Origin of the sequence: Nocardia sp. NPDC051981, assembly GCF_040680715.1 — a bacterium.
Lineage (GTDB): Bacteria > Actinomycetota > Actinomycetes > Mycobacteriales > Mycobacteriaceae > Nocardia.
Window position 1 is genome coordinate 387,416 of the sequence record NZ_JBFAXK010000001.1, and the last position, 13,997, is coordinate 401,412.

The window sequence follows — 13,997 nt, forward strand, 5'->3', positions numbered from 1 at the left end:
AAGTCCCCGTCACTGAATGTTGACGTCGACGCTGGCCGGCAGGTCGATACGCATCAGGGCGTCAACCGTCTTCGGCGTCGGGTCGAGGATGTCGATCAGCCGCTTGTGCGTACGCATCTCGAAGTGCTCGCGCGAGTCCTTGTACTTGTGCGGCGAACGGATGACGCAGTACACGTTCTTCTCGGTGGGCAACGGCACCGGGCCGACGACGCGGGCACCGGTACGGGTCACCGTCTCGACGATCTTGCGCGCAGACGCGTCGATCGCCTCATGGTCGTAGGCCTTGAGCCTGATGCGGATCTTCTGTCCCGCCACGCTGAGTGTCCTTTTCTCCGCTTACGTTGTGGTCCAAGAGCTTTCGCTCTCACACCACCCTCATTTGCACAGCCCGAACACACGAAGACGCATCAGCCACCACACGACCGGCCACCTGGGCCCGATCCATCGCCGCTGTTCATCTGTCATGGTTCATCCGGTCCACGCGGTCGGGCGTGTCGCTCCGCCGCCCATTCCTCGGCCCGGATCAAAATCCTGTAAGCCTCGGAACATTGTTCCGGACGCACCCACGCCGCAATCCAGCGGGGTGCAAAATTGGGTCTTGCTCACCCACGACCAGCGCCGATCCAACGGAAAAGACGCAACCCGGTGTGGGCAACCCGAACAGTATGCCTCGAGTCCCCAGCCCACTTCAAATCGCCCCCTCCCCCACCCCGGACTCGATGGCCCTGGTCACACCGGGTCGAGCCGCCCGGCCCGGAGAGCGCGATGGCCGGTGCGGAACTCGGCTCCCGCACCGGCCATTTCACACCTCAGCGATCGCGGAGGTTCTGGAGGTAGTAGTCCCAGCCGCCGAGGTCCTCGACCAAGAAGAAGTTGCCGCCGTGATGCACGGCGGGGTCGACCAGGGCCACGCTGATCTGCCCGCCGGGAGTGTTCGCGGCCTCGCCGACGATCTGGGTCAGGTTGCCGTACACCTTCCCGTCGACGGACGGAATATCCGAGAAGTACGGGTCGACGGCGACCCGGTTGTGGGTCATGTTGATCTGGTCGATCGCCGCCGGGATCCAGGTGTTGGACAGGGCGACGGTCTCGTCGTGGTTGAGGTCCACGGCCACGTAGATGCCGCCGCCCGGATTGAGGTACGGCGTGAAGGCCGCGGCCGAACCGGCGGATGCGGTGGCGGCGAGGGCCGCCCCCGCCAGTGCGATGCCAACGGTGGCCACCGCGGTGCGAATACGCATGATTTCGAGAACTCCTGATTTCCCCGATAGCCGACCCGTGTGGCGTCGGCTCCCAGCCGCACCTCCGGCACGGCCAATCCAGATAACAAGCAACCAGTTGGTTTCGCGCGTCGAGGCAACCCGCCTACCGATTCGATGACCTATCCACAGGAGTCCGAGGGCTGGACGGGAGGGACGCTGTCACAGAACTTACTTTTGAGTAAGATAAGGGCATGGCCAAGGAGACCGCTACATATCGCGGGTGGAAGAAGCTTCCCGACAATCGGATCGGGCACACGTTGTTCTCGCTCGGGATGGTGGCGCGGGTGCCGTATTTCGGGACCGTGCTGCCGAACGTGGTGCGGCTGGAACCGGGGCTGTGCGAGGTGACCGCACCCAAGTGGTTCGGGATTCACAATCATCTGGGGACGTTCCACGCGATCGCGGCGTGCAACCTCGCCGAGGTGGCGATGGGCATGCTGTCGGAGGCGACGGTGCCGGAGACGCATCGGTGGATCCCCAAGGCGATGAACGTGCGGTATCTGGCGAAGGCGAACTCGGGACTGCGGGCGGTCGCGAAGTTGCCGGAGGTTCCGGATTTCTCGCAGATCACCGAGGGGCGGGATCTAGTGGTGCCGGTGTCGATCTTCGACCGGGCGGGCCTGGAGGTCGTGCACGCCGACATCACCACCTGGGTGACGCCGAAGTAGTCACACCCGACGCCGGCAAGTCCGTTGTGCCGCAATGGACTTGCCGCCCCTGCCCGGTCAGTTATTCACCGACCGGGATACTCATCAGCATGACCAGGGCCGCGAAACCCAGCCCGATCGGCACCACCGCCAGCACGATGCGCACCGCCCACGGCGCCCAGTAGGCGACGACCCATTGCGCGGTCACTGCGAGCAGCCCGAACAGCAGCAGTTGCTGCGCGTCGTCGAGGTGGCCGAAGGTATTCGGGCAGGAGTCGCGGCCGTTGCACGAGTCGGTGGCGAACCCGCTGAGCACGAAGAGCGCGAAGTAGACGGGCAGGCCGAACCCGAACAACACCGACGATGCGGTCGGCGGCACCCACCAGTACCGCTTGCCGCTGTTCATTCCGCCCCTCCCTCACCGCATCGCATCCGCCGGTCGCTCACGGCACGCACGATAGCAAGCGGCAATAACCACCGAAGGGTGGCGCGCGCGGCGAGGATTCGGCCGCACAGCGCGGGGTGCGAAGTCGGAGTCGGCCTGACGTGGCCAGTACGCGACTGTTTGAATGCGGGTATGAGTGGCCGTGAGGTCGGCGGGGCGGCCGACGTGTGCGTGGTGGGGCTCGGTCCCACAGGCCGGGCGCTGGCGCATCGCGCCATGGCGGCGGGTATGCGGGTGGTCGCGGTGGATCCGCGGCCGGCACGGCTGTGGGCGCCGACCTTCTCGTGCTGGGTGGACGAGCTGCCGGAGTGGCTGGGGCACGGCGCGATTGCCAGCCGCATCGAGGCGCCCGCGGTATGGACCACCACCGAGCACCGGATTCCCCGGCCCTATTGCGTGCTGTCCAAGCAGGGCCTGTTCGACGCGCTGCCGCTGGACGACGCGACGGTCATCGCGGGCCGCGCGCGCACGGTGGAGGCGCACCGGGTGGAGCTGGCCGACGGTACCGAGGTGCGCGCCGCCACCGTGTTCGACACCCGCGGCCAGGCCGCGCCGGGCGCTCGGCGCACCGCCAGCGCGCACGGCATCTTCGTGGACGAGGACACCGCGGCCCCGATGGTGACCGCCGGCGAGGGCCTGCTGCTGGACTGGCGCGACGAGAACGGCGCGGGCCCGGACGAGCCGCCGTCGTTCCTGTACTCGGTGCCGCTCGGCGACGGCACGGTGATCTTCGAGGAGACCAGCCTGGGTCTGCGCGGCGGCATGCCGCAGCACGAACTGCGGCGGCGCACGCTGAATCGGCTGGCGGCGCACGGGATTCGGCTGCGCGGCGACGAGCCGAGCGAGGCCGCCCACTATCCGCTCGACGAGCTGCCCCCGAAAGCCGGTCGCGGCCGGGTGATTCCGTTCGGCTCGCGCGGCGGCATGATGCATCCGATCACCGGTTACTGCGTGGCGGATTCGCTGGCGCTGGTGGACACCGCCCTGGCCGCGGTGCGCCGCGGCGACGATCCTGTCGAGGCGCTGTGGCCGTGGCAGGCGCGCCTGGTCTATTGGATGCGCATGCGGGGCGTGTACGGCCTGGGCCGTCTGACGACCGCCCAGTCCATCGCCATGTTCGACGCGTTCTTCACCCGCCCGCCCCGGCAGCAGCGCGCGCTGCTGTCGGCGCACGCCGACTACTCGGCGCTGGGCACGGCGCTGTTCATGACGGTCGGCACCACCCGGCCGTTCCGCTGGCGCTACGACCTGGTCGGCTGGCGGAACCGGAACCGCTGGGTGGGTTGGGATTACGGCCGCCCGCGCCCCCTGGACGACCTGCTGCTACCCCGGGAGGATCTGCTGCCACCCCGGGAGGATCTGCTACCCGGGGACACCGCGCAGTAGCACGCCGGACCGAGGTGTGCCTCAGACCCAGTTCTCGATCCAGTACTTCCAGACGATCGCGGCGTAGGCGGCCAGTGGCGGCACCTTGATATCGGTGCCGGCGAGCGCGGCCGCGGTGCGGCGGGAGTCGAAGCGGCAGGACAGTTCGGTGTCCTCGATGACGTCCATGGGGATGCCGACCTGGCGCAACACCCAGCCCATACCGGGCACGCGCAGGGTGAGGTCGAGGGTCTGCTTGGGCATGACCTGGATGAGGTGCGGCGCCCCGGCCTCGTCGGCGAAGAGGTTGAAGACATCGGCGACGCTCTGCTCGCGCGGATCCGCCAGGTGGTAGGTGGCGGGTGTGTCGCCGGGCCGGTGCGCGATGTGGTCGAGGGCGCGGGCCACGAAATCGACCGGCACCAGATTGGTTTCGCCGAGTTCGGGCGCGATCACGGGCAGGATGCGGGGCAGCTGCGCGGCCATCCGCAGCAGCCGGAAGAAGTAGTAGGGGCCGTCGATGCGGTCGATCTCGCCGGTGCGGGAATGGCCGATCACGATGGCGGGCCGGTAGATCCGCCACGGCACCGCGGTCTGCTCGCGCACGTCCTGTTCGGCCCGCAGCATGGCCCGCTGAGAGGGGGTGGGCAGCAGCTGCCCGACATCGGTCATGTCCTCGGTGAACAGGCCCTCCCAGGCCCCGGCGACGCGCACCGTCGAAACATGATGCAGCCGTCCGGCTTCCAGCGCCGCCGCGATTTCGGCGACCCGCCGGGTGCCGCCGCCCGCACCGCGGGTGTCGAAGCCGGCGGCCAGGTGGAAGACGTGGTCGATCGAACCGCGGTGCGCCGCAATCCAGCCCGTGTCGATGCCGAGCCCGGGCGCGCCGAGGTCGCCGCGTACCGGGCGCACCCGGTCGGCGGCGCCCCAGTCTCGTAGGCAGCGATTGAAACGCAGCACGGAATCTTCGCCCGGGCGCACCAGGACGTGGACGTCCGCGCCGCGTTTCAGGAGTTCGGGAAGCAGAAATCGACCGATGAACCCAGTTGCCCCGGTAACCAGGTAATTCATGGCGCTCACCTTAACGTGACGTACGTCACTCGAACTCCGGTGCAGCCCCGGGGAAACGGTCGGGCGTGTCTAGGCTCCGGTCTCGGCCGCCCGCCGGTACCCGCGGATCGCGGGGTAGGCGAACACCACGATCATGCCGACCGACCACGCCACGGTCTTCCACAGCGGTGTCGCGATCGGACCGTCGTAGGACAGTCCGCGCATGGCGTCGATGGCGGTGCTCATGGGCTGGTTCTCGACCGTCTTCTGCAGCCACACCGGGTAGGCGAACACCGGCACGAAGCCGGAGTTGAAGAACATCAGCAGCGTCTGCACGATGCCGACCACCGCCACCAGCATGACGCCCTCGGTGAGCGTGGCCAGCGCCGTCACCAGGACCGCGAACCCGATGGCGAACAGGATCGGAATGGCAAGCATGGCAATCGAAGCCGCGGGCCCGTACCAGAACCGGAAGCCCAGCGCGAGGCCGACCGCCAGCACGAACAGCGAGGTGATCAGCACCCGCACGGCCTCGGCCAGCAGCCGTCCGGTGAGTCCGGCGGCGCGGTGGACCGGCATGGTGTAGAACCGCCCGAGCAGTCCGGTGGCCTTCTCCGCCTTGAAGCCGAGCGCGCTCACGATGGATCCGGACATGGCCGCCACCAGCATGACCATCGGCACGAAGCCGTAGATGGCGGGCATGCCGGTGGCCTGTTCGATGGAGTCGCCCAGCACGATCCGAAACATGATCAGCGTGGCCGCGGGGAACACGAGCGTCTGAATGGTGGTGGAGGGATCACGCATCCAGCCGATGAGCAACCGCTTGCACTGGATGAAGCTCTGTTCCACCCAGATCGCGAGCGTGCGCTCGGAGCGCGGTTCCACCGTCGGCAGCGGCTGATGCCCCGCCCACGAATCCTGTTCCGCCACTTCTGCCGTGGTCGTCGTACTCATGACCGCCTCACACTCGCCCAGACCGCGAACGGCGTGAAGACGACCGCCGCGCCGACCAGCCACACCAGTGGCACCCAGAACACCTGCCACGTCACCCCGTGGTCGGCCATGTCCCGCAGGGCGAAGGAGAACTGCGAGATGGGCTGATTGCGCACGAACGGCCGCACCCACGCCGGGAATCCGGTCTCGGGCACGAAGCCGCAGGACAGCATGCCGAAGATGAGCGTCGGCAAAGTCAGCGCCTGGCTGAGGGATTCGGGACTCTTGGTCAGCGACCCGAGCCCGTCCGCGCCGATGGCCAGTACGGTGCCGACCGCGAGCGAGAACACGCAGAACAGCAGGGCCTGACCCCACCCGGCGACGAACCGGAAGCCGATCATGTGACCCCAGCCCAGCGCCGCGACGAGCGACACCACCGACCGCACGAAGCCCGCGGACTGCCGCGACACCAGCGGCACCATCTTGCCGATGGGCATGGTCTGCATGCGGGTGTTGAGTCCGGTCATGGCCTCGAACGCGGCCAGCTGCGCGTTCGACATCATGGTGAAGGACATGGTCTGCAGCACGATGATCGGCATCACGAACTGCTCGTAGTGAATGCCCTTGACCTGCATGACGAATTTCAGCGGCAGGTAGAAGCCGAGGGTGAAGACCAGCGGGATGATCACCGCGACGATCAGTTCGCCCTTGGTGGCCATCACCCACACGATGCGTCCGGTCAGCGCCCGCCACTGCGCGAAGCTGTTGGGCCGGGCCGGGGGTACGCCGGCGAAGAGGTCGGCGGCGCGTTCGCTTTCCACTGCCGTCACGATTCCCCCGCCTCCTTGGTCCCGGAGTGCCCGGTGAGGGTGAGGAACACGTCGTCGAGCGAGGGGCGGCGCAGCCCGATGTCGGCAAGTCGCACCCCTGCGCTGTCGAGCCGGCGCAGCGCCTCCGACAGGGTGTCCGCGCCGTCCGGGGCCGGGATCGAAAGCCGGTCGCCGCCATCGAGTTCCGCGCGCACCGCCTCGGGCACCAGGTCCCCGAGCGCGTCGGCGGCGGTGGTGAGCTGTTTGGGATCCAGTGGCACGACCTCGCAGTAGCTGCCGCCGGTCTTCTCCTTGAGAGCGTCGGCGGTGCCCTCGGCGATGACCGTGCCCTTGTCGATCACGATGATGTTGTCGCTGAGCACGTCGGCCTCTTCGAGGTACTGCGTGGTCAGCAGGACGGTGATGCCCTGGTTCTTGAGGGCGGTGACGAGATCCCAGACGCCCTGGCGGCTGCGCGGATCCAGGCCGGTGGTGGGTTCGTCGAGAAACACCACCTCGGGCCGGACCACCAGGCCGCAGGCGATGTCGACGCGGCGGCGCATGCCGCCGGAGTAGTGGCGCACCGCGCGGCGGCCCGCGCCCGTGAGGTCGAATTCCTCGAGCAGATTGTCGGCGCGCTGCCGGGCGGCCTTGCGGGGCAGGCCCATCAGGCGGCCGAAGAGCTCGAGGTTCTCGCGACCGGAGAGGTTCTCGTCGAGGGCCGCGTACTGGCCGGTCATCATGATCGATCGGCGTACCGCGGCGGGGTCCGAGCGCACGTCGTGCCCGGCGATGCGGGCGATGCCGGAGTCGGGACGCAGCAGGGTCGACAGGATCTTGACCGTGGTGGTCTTGCCCGCCCCGTTGGGGCCGAGAATGCCGAGAACCTGTCCGCGGGCGGCGGTGAAGCTGATCCCCTGCAGCGCGTGCACCTCGCCGAAGGACTTACGGACGTCTTCGACGAAAACGGCCGGATCATCGGGTGCTCCGGGTTGCGGTCTGTCCAAGCTGGGCATCAACTCTCCACTATCGGCTGGTCGGGCTGAACGATGTCGCCCCGTGCGGCGGATCCCACATCCCGCGAGGATAGGTCGTTACCGCCCGCCGGGATGATCCACACCGCCGGGCGTGATGTTACCGGCGCATCCCAAACAAGGCCGTTTCTTTGTCGAAGCAGCATTCTTCAAACTGTGTGCTTGATCACAAACCGGAGGGTTCCGGCATAGCTGCTGATCCAGGCGCAGACCGGCCGGTATGCGGCAATTTCGCTACCTTGTCGCATCTGCGACTCGAACCATAGTCTGGCGTTGGCGGGGAGAGACATTCACAGGCCACGAGAGGTTGACCCATGGCCGAGTCGGCGCAGCCGGCAACAGGGCGCGCCGGTGCGCGCCGATCCAAGGTGCTGACGTCCTTCGACCCACGGACCGGGGAGGTCGTCGGCGAATACGCCAGTATGGGCGCGGGCGAGCTCACCCGGACCGTCCGCTCGGCACGCAGTGCCGAACAATGGTGGGCGGCACTGGGATTCGACGCGCGCAAACGCTGGCTGCTGGACTGGAAACGCAGCCTGGCCCGCGGCACCCGCGATCTGGTCGAGCTGATCAGCAGCGAGACCGGCAAGCCGCGCATCGACGCGGCCATCGAGGTGACGCTGGCGGTGGAACATCTGGATTGGGTTGCGCGGCATGCGGAGAAGACGCTGGGCCGCACCACCCGGCTGGGCGCGGCACTGCGCCGCGAGGCGGCCGGCACCGTCGGCTACCTGCCGCTGGGCGTGGTCGGCGTGCTCGGTCCCTGGCAGAATCCCGTTCTGACACCGATGAATTCGATCGCCGGTGCGATGGCGTCGGGCAATGCGGTGGTGTTCAAACCCAGTGAGCTGACCCCCGGCGTGGGCGCCTGGCTGGCCGACACCTGGAACCATCTGGCCCCGAATCAGCCTGTGCTGCAGGTGGTCACCGGTGACAGCGGCACCGCCGCCGCCCTGTGCCGCGCCCGCGTGGACAAGCTGGCCTACGCCGGATCCGGCGCGGGGGCCCGGGAGGTGGCCACGCTGGCCGCGCAGGCGTCCACCCCCCTGCTCGTCGAGCAGGGGGGACGCGGGTCGATGGTGGTCCAGGTCGACGCCAAGCTCGATACCGCCGCCGCGGCCGCGGTGTACGGCGCCATGGCCAATTCCGGTCAGCAGCCCGCGGGCGTGCAGTGCGTGTACGTGGCGGACTCGGTGTACGAACCGTTCCTGGAGCTGGTGGCCGATCAGGCCCGGCGGCTGCGCCCCGGCGCGGATCGGCGCGCCTCCTACGGCCCGATGATCCTGGACGCCCAGATCGACGTGGTGCGCCGCCAGGTGCGCGACGCCGTCACCCGGGGCGCACGGCTGGTGGTCGGGAGCCTGGAGTCGATCCGCGAACCGTACATCGAGCCGATCGTGCTCACCGAGGTGCCCGAGGTGAGCACCGCGGTCACCGGGGACGCGGTCGGGCCGGTGCTGGTGGTGAATCGGGTGGCCACCATGGACGAGGCCGCCGATCGGGTGAATGCCGCCGAAAGGCCGCGCGCCGTCTCGGTTTTCACGCGTGACACCCGCAGCGTCCCGGAGTTCGCGGCCCGGCTGCGCAGCGAACTCATCACGGTCAACGCGGCCCCGGTCTACGGGGTCAACGGGCCGGGCCGCATTCGCGATCCACGCACGCTGCGGGAATTCGCGCGGCCGCAGACGATCACCGAGAAGCATCCGCCGGACCAGATCACCTCGGGCACCTTCGAGAAGCATCCGCGCCGTCTGCGGGTGGCCCGCGCGCTGTTCCGGATGCGGCACCGGGTCTGACGGTGGAAGTGGCTGCCGCCGGAGGCTATTCGGCGGCGGGCACGCCCAGCAGCACGGCGCGCATGAGCGCGCTCACCCGGGCCAGGTTCTCGGGTCGCCCGTCGAAGCGGATGCGCCGGCCCACATCGATGACCTGGGCGATGGCCGCGTGCACCCGGAAGCGCGCCTCGACCTGGTCGCCCTCGAGCAGGTTGGCCCATTCGAGCACGTTCTGCCGCTGCACCGAGCGCAGCCGATGCTGTTCGGAGGCGGGCAGATTCGAGAATTCGGAGAAGTAGACCGGCAGGATCTCGGGCATGGCGAAGGTCATGCGGGAGAATCGGTCGGCGATCCGCACGGCCGCGTCGGCGCGGCTGGTGGCCTCGGCCAGCGCCTCGTTGTTACCGATGGCGACCCGTTCGCCGGTGCGGTGGAAGGCGGCGGCCAGCAGGTCGGCCTTGCTGGCGAAGTAGCGGTAGACGCTGGAGGCGTTGATGCCGGCGGCGGCGCCGATCTCCTCGATGCTGGCCTCGTGGTAGCCCTGCCGTCCGAAGATGCGGATGGCCTCGGTGAGCAGCTGCTCGCGCTTGGAGATGACGGGCAGGCCGCGCACCAGCGGGTCGCCGGTGGCCGGGGCGGGCGCGGGCGGCAGGTCGCAGCGCAACAGGTCCCAGCAGATCTCGGTGATCAGGTTGACCAGGCGGGTGGTGGACAGCGCGGTGCGGTGCGCGGTGATGGAGCCGATGGCGCTCAGTACCGCGGCCGCGCGCAGCTCGATGTCGGCGGTGTCCGCGTCGGGGTACAGCCCGGCGATCGCGGCGGCCAGGGTGGCGCGCAGTTCGTTGTAGACGACGCGGATGCGGTCGCGGTCGGCGCGTTCCAGGTAGCGGCGCTCCCACCGGTACAGCCCGCCCTCGCGGCGCACGTCGATGGTGTACTCGGCGATGCCGCGGATCAGCGCGGTGAGTCGCGGTTCCGGTCCCAGCTCGGGATGGTCGGCGGCCTTGGCGGCGTCCAGCAATTGCTGTGCGCCCATTTCCGCGGCGGCCACCAGCAGCGCGTATTTATTGGTGAAGTGGCGGTACAGCGCCGGACCGGAGATGCCGACCTCGGCCGCGATCTCGTCCACGCCGACCGGGTGGTAGCCGCGTTCGGCGAACGCCCGGGCCGCTACCCGCACGATCTGGGCCTTGCGGTTCTTGGGGCGGCGGCGGGGACCGGGTTCGCTGTCGGATGGCCCGGAGTTACTGTCCGGTCGCGCGGAAGCGAGGGTTGCCTCGCTGCGATCGGCGACCATACAGTTTCTCCTTCTCGACGAACACCGGCTGTTGACAGTGCCGGACGAACCCCCCTAAGTTAACCACAATTCGCAAAGCCGAACACAGTCTGCGGCATCGCTGCCGCATATATATCTGGGGAGCGCCCGATGACCAACATCGCGACCACGCCGGGGTACACAGCGGTTCAGGACGGGCGGGTACTGCGTATCACCATCACCAATCCCAAGCGTAAGAACGCGCTCAGCTACGACACCATGGCCGGGCTGGGCGATGCCGTGCTCGCGGCTTCGCAGAATCCGGCCGTGCGGGTCATCGTACTGACCGGAGCGGGCGGCGACTTCTGCACCGGCGCGGATCTGGCCGCCGCCCCGGGCGAGAAGGAACGCGGCATCACGCCCGAGATGACCATGGACGTGGCCAACCGGATGATCAAAGCGATCGTCGACTCCCCCGTTCCGGTCGTCGCCCGGGTCAAGGGCGCGGCGGCCGGGGTGGGCGTGGCCTTCGCGCTGGCCGCCGATCTGGCCTACGCGTCCGAGGACGCCTACCTGTTGCTGGCCTTCATCAATATCGGCCTGATGCCCGACGGCGGCGCGGCGGCCCTGGTGGCGGCCGCGGCCGGCCGCCCGCTGGCCGCGGAGATGGCACTGCTCGGCGAGCGGCTCCCGGCGCGAAAGGCCATGGAGCACAGCCTGATCGCGGGTGTGTACGGCGACGAGGAGCTCGACGCCAAGGTGGAGGCGGCCGTCGCCAAGCTCGCGCACGGCCCGCGCCGCGCCCTGGAGCTCACCAAGCGCGCCCTCAATGCGGCGGCGCTGACCTCGCTCGACGCCGCGCTGGCCGCCGAGAAGGCCGGCCAGTGCGAGCTGCTCGGCTCGGCCGATTTCGCCGAGGGCGCGGCCGCCATGCTGCAGAAGCGCCGGGCGGTCTTCGCCGAATAGCGTGGCGCGTCAGCCCTTTCCGGCGACGGTCAGGTAGATCAGCACCACGTTCAGGGCGGTGATGACCGCGGCCACCAGCCAGGCCAGGCCGGTGGTGACACGGTGGTTGACGTTCGCGCCCATGAGCCCGGCATCGCTGGTGAAGCGCACCAGCGGGACGAGCGCGAACGGGATGCCGAACGACAGCACCACCTGCGAAATGATCAGGGCGCGAGTGGGATCGACGCCCAGCGCGAGCACCACCAGGGCGGGAATCAGCGTGATCACGCGGCGCACGGCCAGGGGAATGTGCCGGTCCAGCAGGCCCTGCATGATCATGGCCCCCGCATAGGCCCCTACCGACGTGGACGCCAGGCCCGAGGCGAGCAGGCCGACCGCGAGCAACAGCCCGGCCGCCGGGCCGAGCACCTGCTGGACCGCGGCGTGCGCGCCCTCGATGGTGTCCACCCCGTCGCGGCCGCGCAGCGTGCTTGCCGCCATCAGCAGCATGGCCAGGTTCACCGTGCCCGCCAGCAGCATGGCCAGGCCGACGTCGTACCGGGTGACGCGCAGCAACCGGTTTCGTGAGGCGCCCACCTCCGGATGCCCGTGCCGGTCGCGGGCCATGCCGGAGTGCAGGTAGACCACGTGCGGCATGACGGTCGCACCGATCATGGCCGCGGCCAGCAGCACGCTGCCGGAGCCGTCGAAGCGGGGCACCAGGCCGCCCACGGTTTCCGAGGCCGACGGCGGCGAGAACACCAGGGAGGCAAGGAATCCGATCGCGATGATGCCGAGCAGGCCGATGATGACGCGCTCGAAGGGCTGCTGCCCGCGGAGATTCTGGATCAGCAGCAGGATCATCGACACGCTGCCGGTGATGATGCCGCCGAGTATGAGCGGCAGTCCGAACAGCAGGTTCAGCGCGATCGCCCCGCCCACCACCTCGGCGAGATCGGTGGCCACCGCCACGGTCTCGGCCTGCGCCCAGTACGCGAGCCGCACCGGACGGCCGGACTTCTCCCGCACCACCTCCGGCAGCGACTTGCCGGTCACCAGGCCGAGTTTCGCGGACAGGAACTGGACCAGCCCGGCCATCACATTGGCCATGACCACCACCCACACCAGCAGGTAGCCGTACTGCGCACCGGCGCTGATATTCGAGGCGACATTGCCCGGATCGACGTACGCGATGGCGGCGACGAAAGCCGGGCCGAGTAGCACCACGGCAGACCGCGCTCGTTGGAACGGGCTGCGCTGATAGGCCAGGCTGGTACTCACATACCGAGTTTACGGTTACCCGAACTTTTTGTTTAGCCCCTCCTGCCAAGCTGTGACCACAGCCATAACGCGCAACAGCCCGGCACCGTACCGGTGCCGGGCTGTCCTGCGTTGTCCGCGTGGACTTTCGGTCAGATACCGAGGCCCTGGGCGAGGACCGGCCACGAGTTGATGAACTCGTCGTTCCAGTAACCCCACGAGTGGGTGCCGGTGGCCCGGAAGTTGTAGGTGGCTGGGATGCCCAGCGAGTTCAGCTTGTTCGCCAGGTTGTGGCTGCAGAAGTTGGTGCCGGCCTCGATCACGCCACCGATGATGATCTGGTTGGCCAGACCGTAGGCGCCGGGCAGCGCGTACGGGCCGTTGAGGGTGTCGTACACGCCGGGCAGACCGCTACCGGAGGAGATGTAGAGGTTGATGCCGCGCAGCTTGTCGGCGTTGATGACCGGATCGTGCGCCGCCCACTCGGGCGAATCCGCCGGGCCGTACATGTTCTCGAGCTTGCCGCCGCCCCAGGTCTCGACGGTCAGGCGCATGAACTCCTGGCCCTGCGGGTCGGCCATCTGGGCGCAGCCGGAGTAGGCGGCGACGGACTTGTAGAGGTCCGGCTTGGCCTCGGCCAGGGTGAGCACGGTGGTGCCGGAGGTGGAGATGCCGGCGATGGCGTTGACGCCGTTGGTGCCGAGGGCCGCGTCGATCAGCGGGGGCAGTTCCTCGCTGAAGAAGGTGGTCCACTTGTTGCGGCCGAGGACCGGATCGTCGTTGTCCCAGTCCTGGTAGTAGGACCACTTGCCGCCGATGGGCTGCACGACATTGACGTTCTTGTCGCCCAGGAAGCCGTTGACGATATTGGTCTTCTTGACCCAGGAGGCGTCGTCCTGACCGCCGCCCGCGCCATTGAGCAGGTACAGGGTCGGGCGCGGCACCGAGGTGTCCGCGGGCCGCTGCACGTCGACCGGGTAGGTGGCGCCCATGGCCGCGGAGTAGACGTAGAGCCGGATGTTCCGGTCGTCCTTCATCTCGGCCTTGGTGATCTTCGAACCATCCGCCGAGACCGGATCGGCCAGCAGCTTCTTGCCGTCGATGATCGGGTCAGCGGAGGCGGCGCCACCACCGACGCCGGTCATCAGACCGGTGAGAACCGCTGTGGCAGCAAGGAAGGCCGCGGCTCGCAGCCCGCGCCGCCCGTTCCGGACATG

At 68.7% G+C, this 13,997-nt stretch carries 14 protein-coding genes; 4 read left to right on the top strand and 10 right to left on the bottom strand.

Annotation, left to right across the window (positions count from 1 at the left end):
- Positions 1-9: 9 nt before the first annotated feature.
- Positions 10-315, bottom strand: coding sequence for a 30S ribosomal protein S10 (gene rpsJ / locus AB0L60_RS01700; protein ID WP_003938093.1), 306 nt, complete (start codon positions 313-315; stop codon positions 10-12).
- A gap of 494 nt (positions 316-809) precedes the next feature.
- Positions 810-1,241, bottom strand: coding sequence for a hypothetical protein (locus AB0L60_RS01705; RefSeq protein ID WP_364605682.1), 432 nt, complete (start codon positions 1,239-1,241; stop codon positions 810-812).
- A 212-nt stretch (positions 1,242-1,453) separates the two neighbouring features.
- On the opposite strand from AB0L60_RS01705, the gene AB0L60_RS01710 reads away from it, so the two are divergent.
- Positions 1,454-1,930 (top strand): hotdog fold domain-containing protein, encoded by a 477-nt coding sequence (locus AB0L60_RS01710; protein WP_364605684.1) that lies wholly within the window; start codon positions 1,454-1,456, stop codon positions 1,928-1,930.
- Between the two features lie 61 nt (positions 1,931-1,991).
- On the opposite strand, the gene AB0L60_RS01715 is transcribed toward AB0L60_RS01710, so the two are convergent.
- The gene (locus tag AB0L60_RS01715; RefSeq protein ID WP_364605686.1) at positions 1,992-2,315 is read right to left on the bottom strand and encodes a hypothetical protein; all 324 of its coding nucleotides are present in this window, start codon (positions 2,313-2,315) and stop codon (positions 1,992-1,994) included.
- Between the two features lie 171 nt (positions 2,316-2,486).
- Here AB0L60_RS01715 and AB0L60_RS01720 point away from each other — a divergent pair, with 171 nt between their 5' ends.
- Positions 2,487-3,740 carry a lycopene cyclase family protein gene (locus AB0L60_RS01720; RefSeq protein WP_364605688.1) on the top strand — a complete coding sequence of 418 codons (1,254 nt, stop codon included), beginning with the start codon at positions 2,487-2,489 and terminating at the stop codon, positions 3,738-3,740.
- A 21-nt stretch (positions 3,741-3,761) separates the two neighbouring features.
- Here the strand turns inward: AB0L60_RS01720 and AB0L60_RS01725 are convergent, their stop codons facing one another.
- The 4 genes from AB0L60_RS01725 to AB0L60_RS01740 all read right to left on the bottom strand — a co-directional run bounded on the left by AB0L60_RS01725 (position 3,762) and on the right by AB0L60_RS01740 (position 7,527).
- Entirely contained in the window at positions 3,762-4,790 is a 1,029-nt protein-coding gene (locus AB0L60_RS01725; RefSeq protein WP_364605690.1) for an SDR family oxidoreductase, read from the bottom strand.
- A 69-nt stretch (positions 4,791-4,859) separates the two neighbouring features.
- The gene (locus AB0L60_RS01730; protein WP_364605692.1) at positions 4,860-5,723 is read right to left on the bottom strand and encodes an ABC transporter permease; all 864 of its coding nucleotides are present in this window, start codon (positions 5,721-5,723) and stop codon (positions 4,860-4,862) included.
- Positions 5,720-6,532 (bottom strand): ABC transporter permease, encoded by an 813-nt coding sequence (locus AB0L60_RS01735; protein ID WP_364605694.1) that lies wholly within the window; start codon positions 6,530-6,532, stop codon positions 5,720-5,722. The genes AB0L60_RS01730 and AB0L60_RS01735 overlap by 4 nt, the downstream gene beginning before the upstream one ends.
- Positions 6,529-7,527 (bottom strand): ATP-binding cassette domain-containing protein, encoded by a 999-nt coding sequence (locus AB0L60_RS01740; RefSeq protein WP_364605696.1) that lies wholly within the window; start codon positions 7,525-7,527, stop codon positions 6,529-6,531. The genes AB0L60_RS01735 and AB0L60_RS01740 overlap by 4 nt, the downstream gene beginning before the upstream one ends.
- A 332-nt stretch (positions 7,528-7,859) precedes the next feature.
- Between AB0L60_RS01740 and AB0L60_RS01745 the strand changes: the two genes are divergently transcribed.
- Positions 7,860-9,341: an aldehyde dehydrogenase family protein gene (locus AB0L60_RS01745; RefSeq protein ID WP_364605698.1), complete on the top strand. Its 1,482-nt coding sequence runs from the start codon at positions 7,860-7,862 to the stop codon at positions 9,339-9,341.
- Positions 9,342-9,366: 25 nt separating this feature from the next.
- On the opposite strand, the gene AB0L60_RS01750 is transcribed toward AB0L60_RS01745, so the two are convergent.
- Positions 9,367-10,617, bottom strand: coding sequence for a TetR/AcrR family transcriptional regulator (locus tag AB0L60_RS01750; protein WP_364605700.1), 1,251 nt, complete (start codon positions 10,615-10,617; stop codon positions 9,367-9,369).
- Between the two features lie 129 nt (positions 10,618-10,746).
- Here AB0L60_RS01750 and AB0L60_RS01755 point away from each other — a divergent pair, with 129 nt between their 5' ends.
- Entirely contained in the window at positions 10,747-11,541 is a 795-nt protein-coding gene (locus tag AB0L60_RS01755) for an enoyl-CoA hydratase-related protein (protein WP_364605702.1), read from the top strand.
- 9 nt (positions 11,542-11,550) lie between these two features.
- Here the strand turns inward: AB0L60_RS01755 and AB0L60_RS01760 are convergent, their stop codons facing one another.
- Entirely contained in the window at positions 11,551-12,801 is a 1,251-nt protein-coding gene (locus tag AB0L60_RS01760; protein ID WP_364605704.1) for an Nramp family divalent metal transporter, read from the bottom strand.
- A 131-nt stretch (positions 12,802-12,932) separates the two neighbouring features.
- Positions 12,933-13,925: an alpha/beta hydrolase family protein gene (locus tag AB0L60_RS01765; RefSeq protein WP_364606708.1), complete on the bottom strand. Its 993-nt coding sequence runs from the start codon at positions 13,923-13,925 to the stop codon at positions 12,933-12,935.
- Positions 13,926-13,997: the final 72 nt, after the last annotated feature.

Excerpts from the sequence above, each read along its gene's own strand:
- AB0L60_RS01705 (WP_364605682.1), bottom strand. The coding sequence starts at position 1,241 with ATGCGTATTCGCACCGCGGTGGCCACCGTTGGCATCGCACTGGCGGGG.
- AB0L60_RS01710 (WP_364605684.1), top strand. The coding sequence starts at position 1,454 with ATGGCCAAGGAGACCGCTACATATCGCGGGTGGAAGAAGCTTCCCGAC.
- AB0L60_RS01715 (WP_364605686.1), bottom strand. The coding sequence starts at position 2,315 with ATGAACAGCGGCAAGCGGTACTGGTGGGTGCCGCCGACCGCATCGTCG.
- AB0L60_RS01720 (WP_364605688.1), top strand. The coding sequence starts at position 2,487 with ATGAGTGGCCGTGAGGTCGGCGGGGCGGCCGACGTGTGCGTGGTGGGG.
- AB0L60_RS01725 (WP_364605690.1), bottom strand. The coding sequence starts at position 4,790 with ATGAATTACCTGGTTACCGGGGCAACTGGGTTCATCGGTCGATTTCTG.
- AB0L60_RS01730 (WP_364605692.1), bottom strand. The coding sequence starts at position 5,723 with ATGAGTACGACGACCACGGCAGAAGTGGCGGAACAGGATTCGTGGGCG.
- AB0L60_RS01740 (WP_364605696.1), bottom strand. The coding sequence starts at position 7,527 with ATGCCCAGCTTGGACAGACCGCAACCCGGAGCACCCGATGATCCGGCC.
- AB0L60_RS01745 (WP_364605698.1), top strand. The coding sequence starts at position 7,860 with ATGGCCGAGTCGGCGCAGCCGGCAACAGGGCGCGCCGGTGCGCGCCGA.
- AB0L60_RS01750 (WP_364605700.1), bottom strand. The coding sequence starts at position 10,617 with ATGGTCGCCGATCGCAGCGAGGCAACCCTCGCTTCCGCGCGACCGGAC.
- AB0L60_RS01755 (WP_364605702.1), top strand. The coding sequence starts at position 10,747 with ATGACCAACATCGCGACCACGCCGGGGTACACAGCGGTTCAGGACGGG.
- AB0L60_RS01765 (WP_364606708.1), bottom strand. The coding sequence starts at position 13,925 with ATGACCGGCGTCGGTGGTGGCGCCGCCTCCGCTGACCCGATCATCGAC.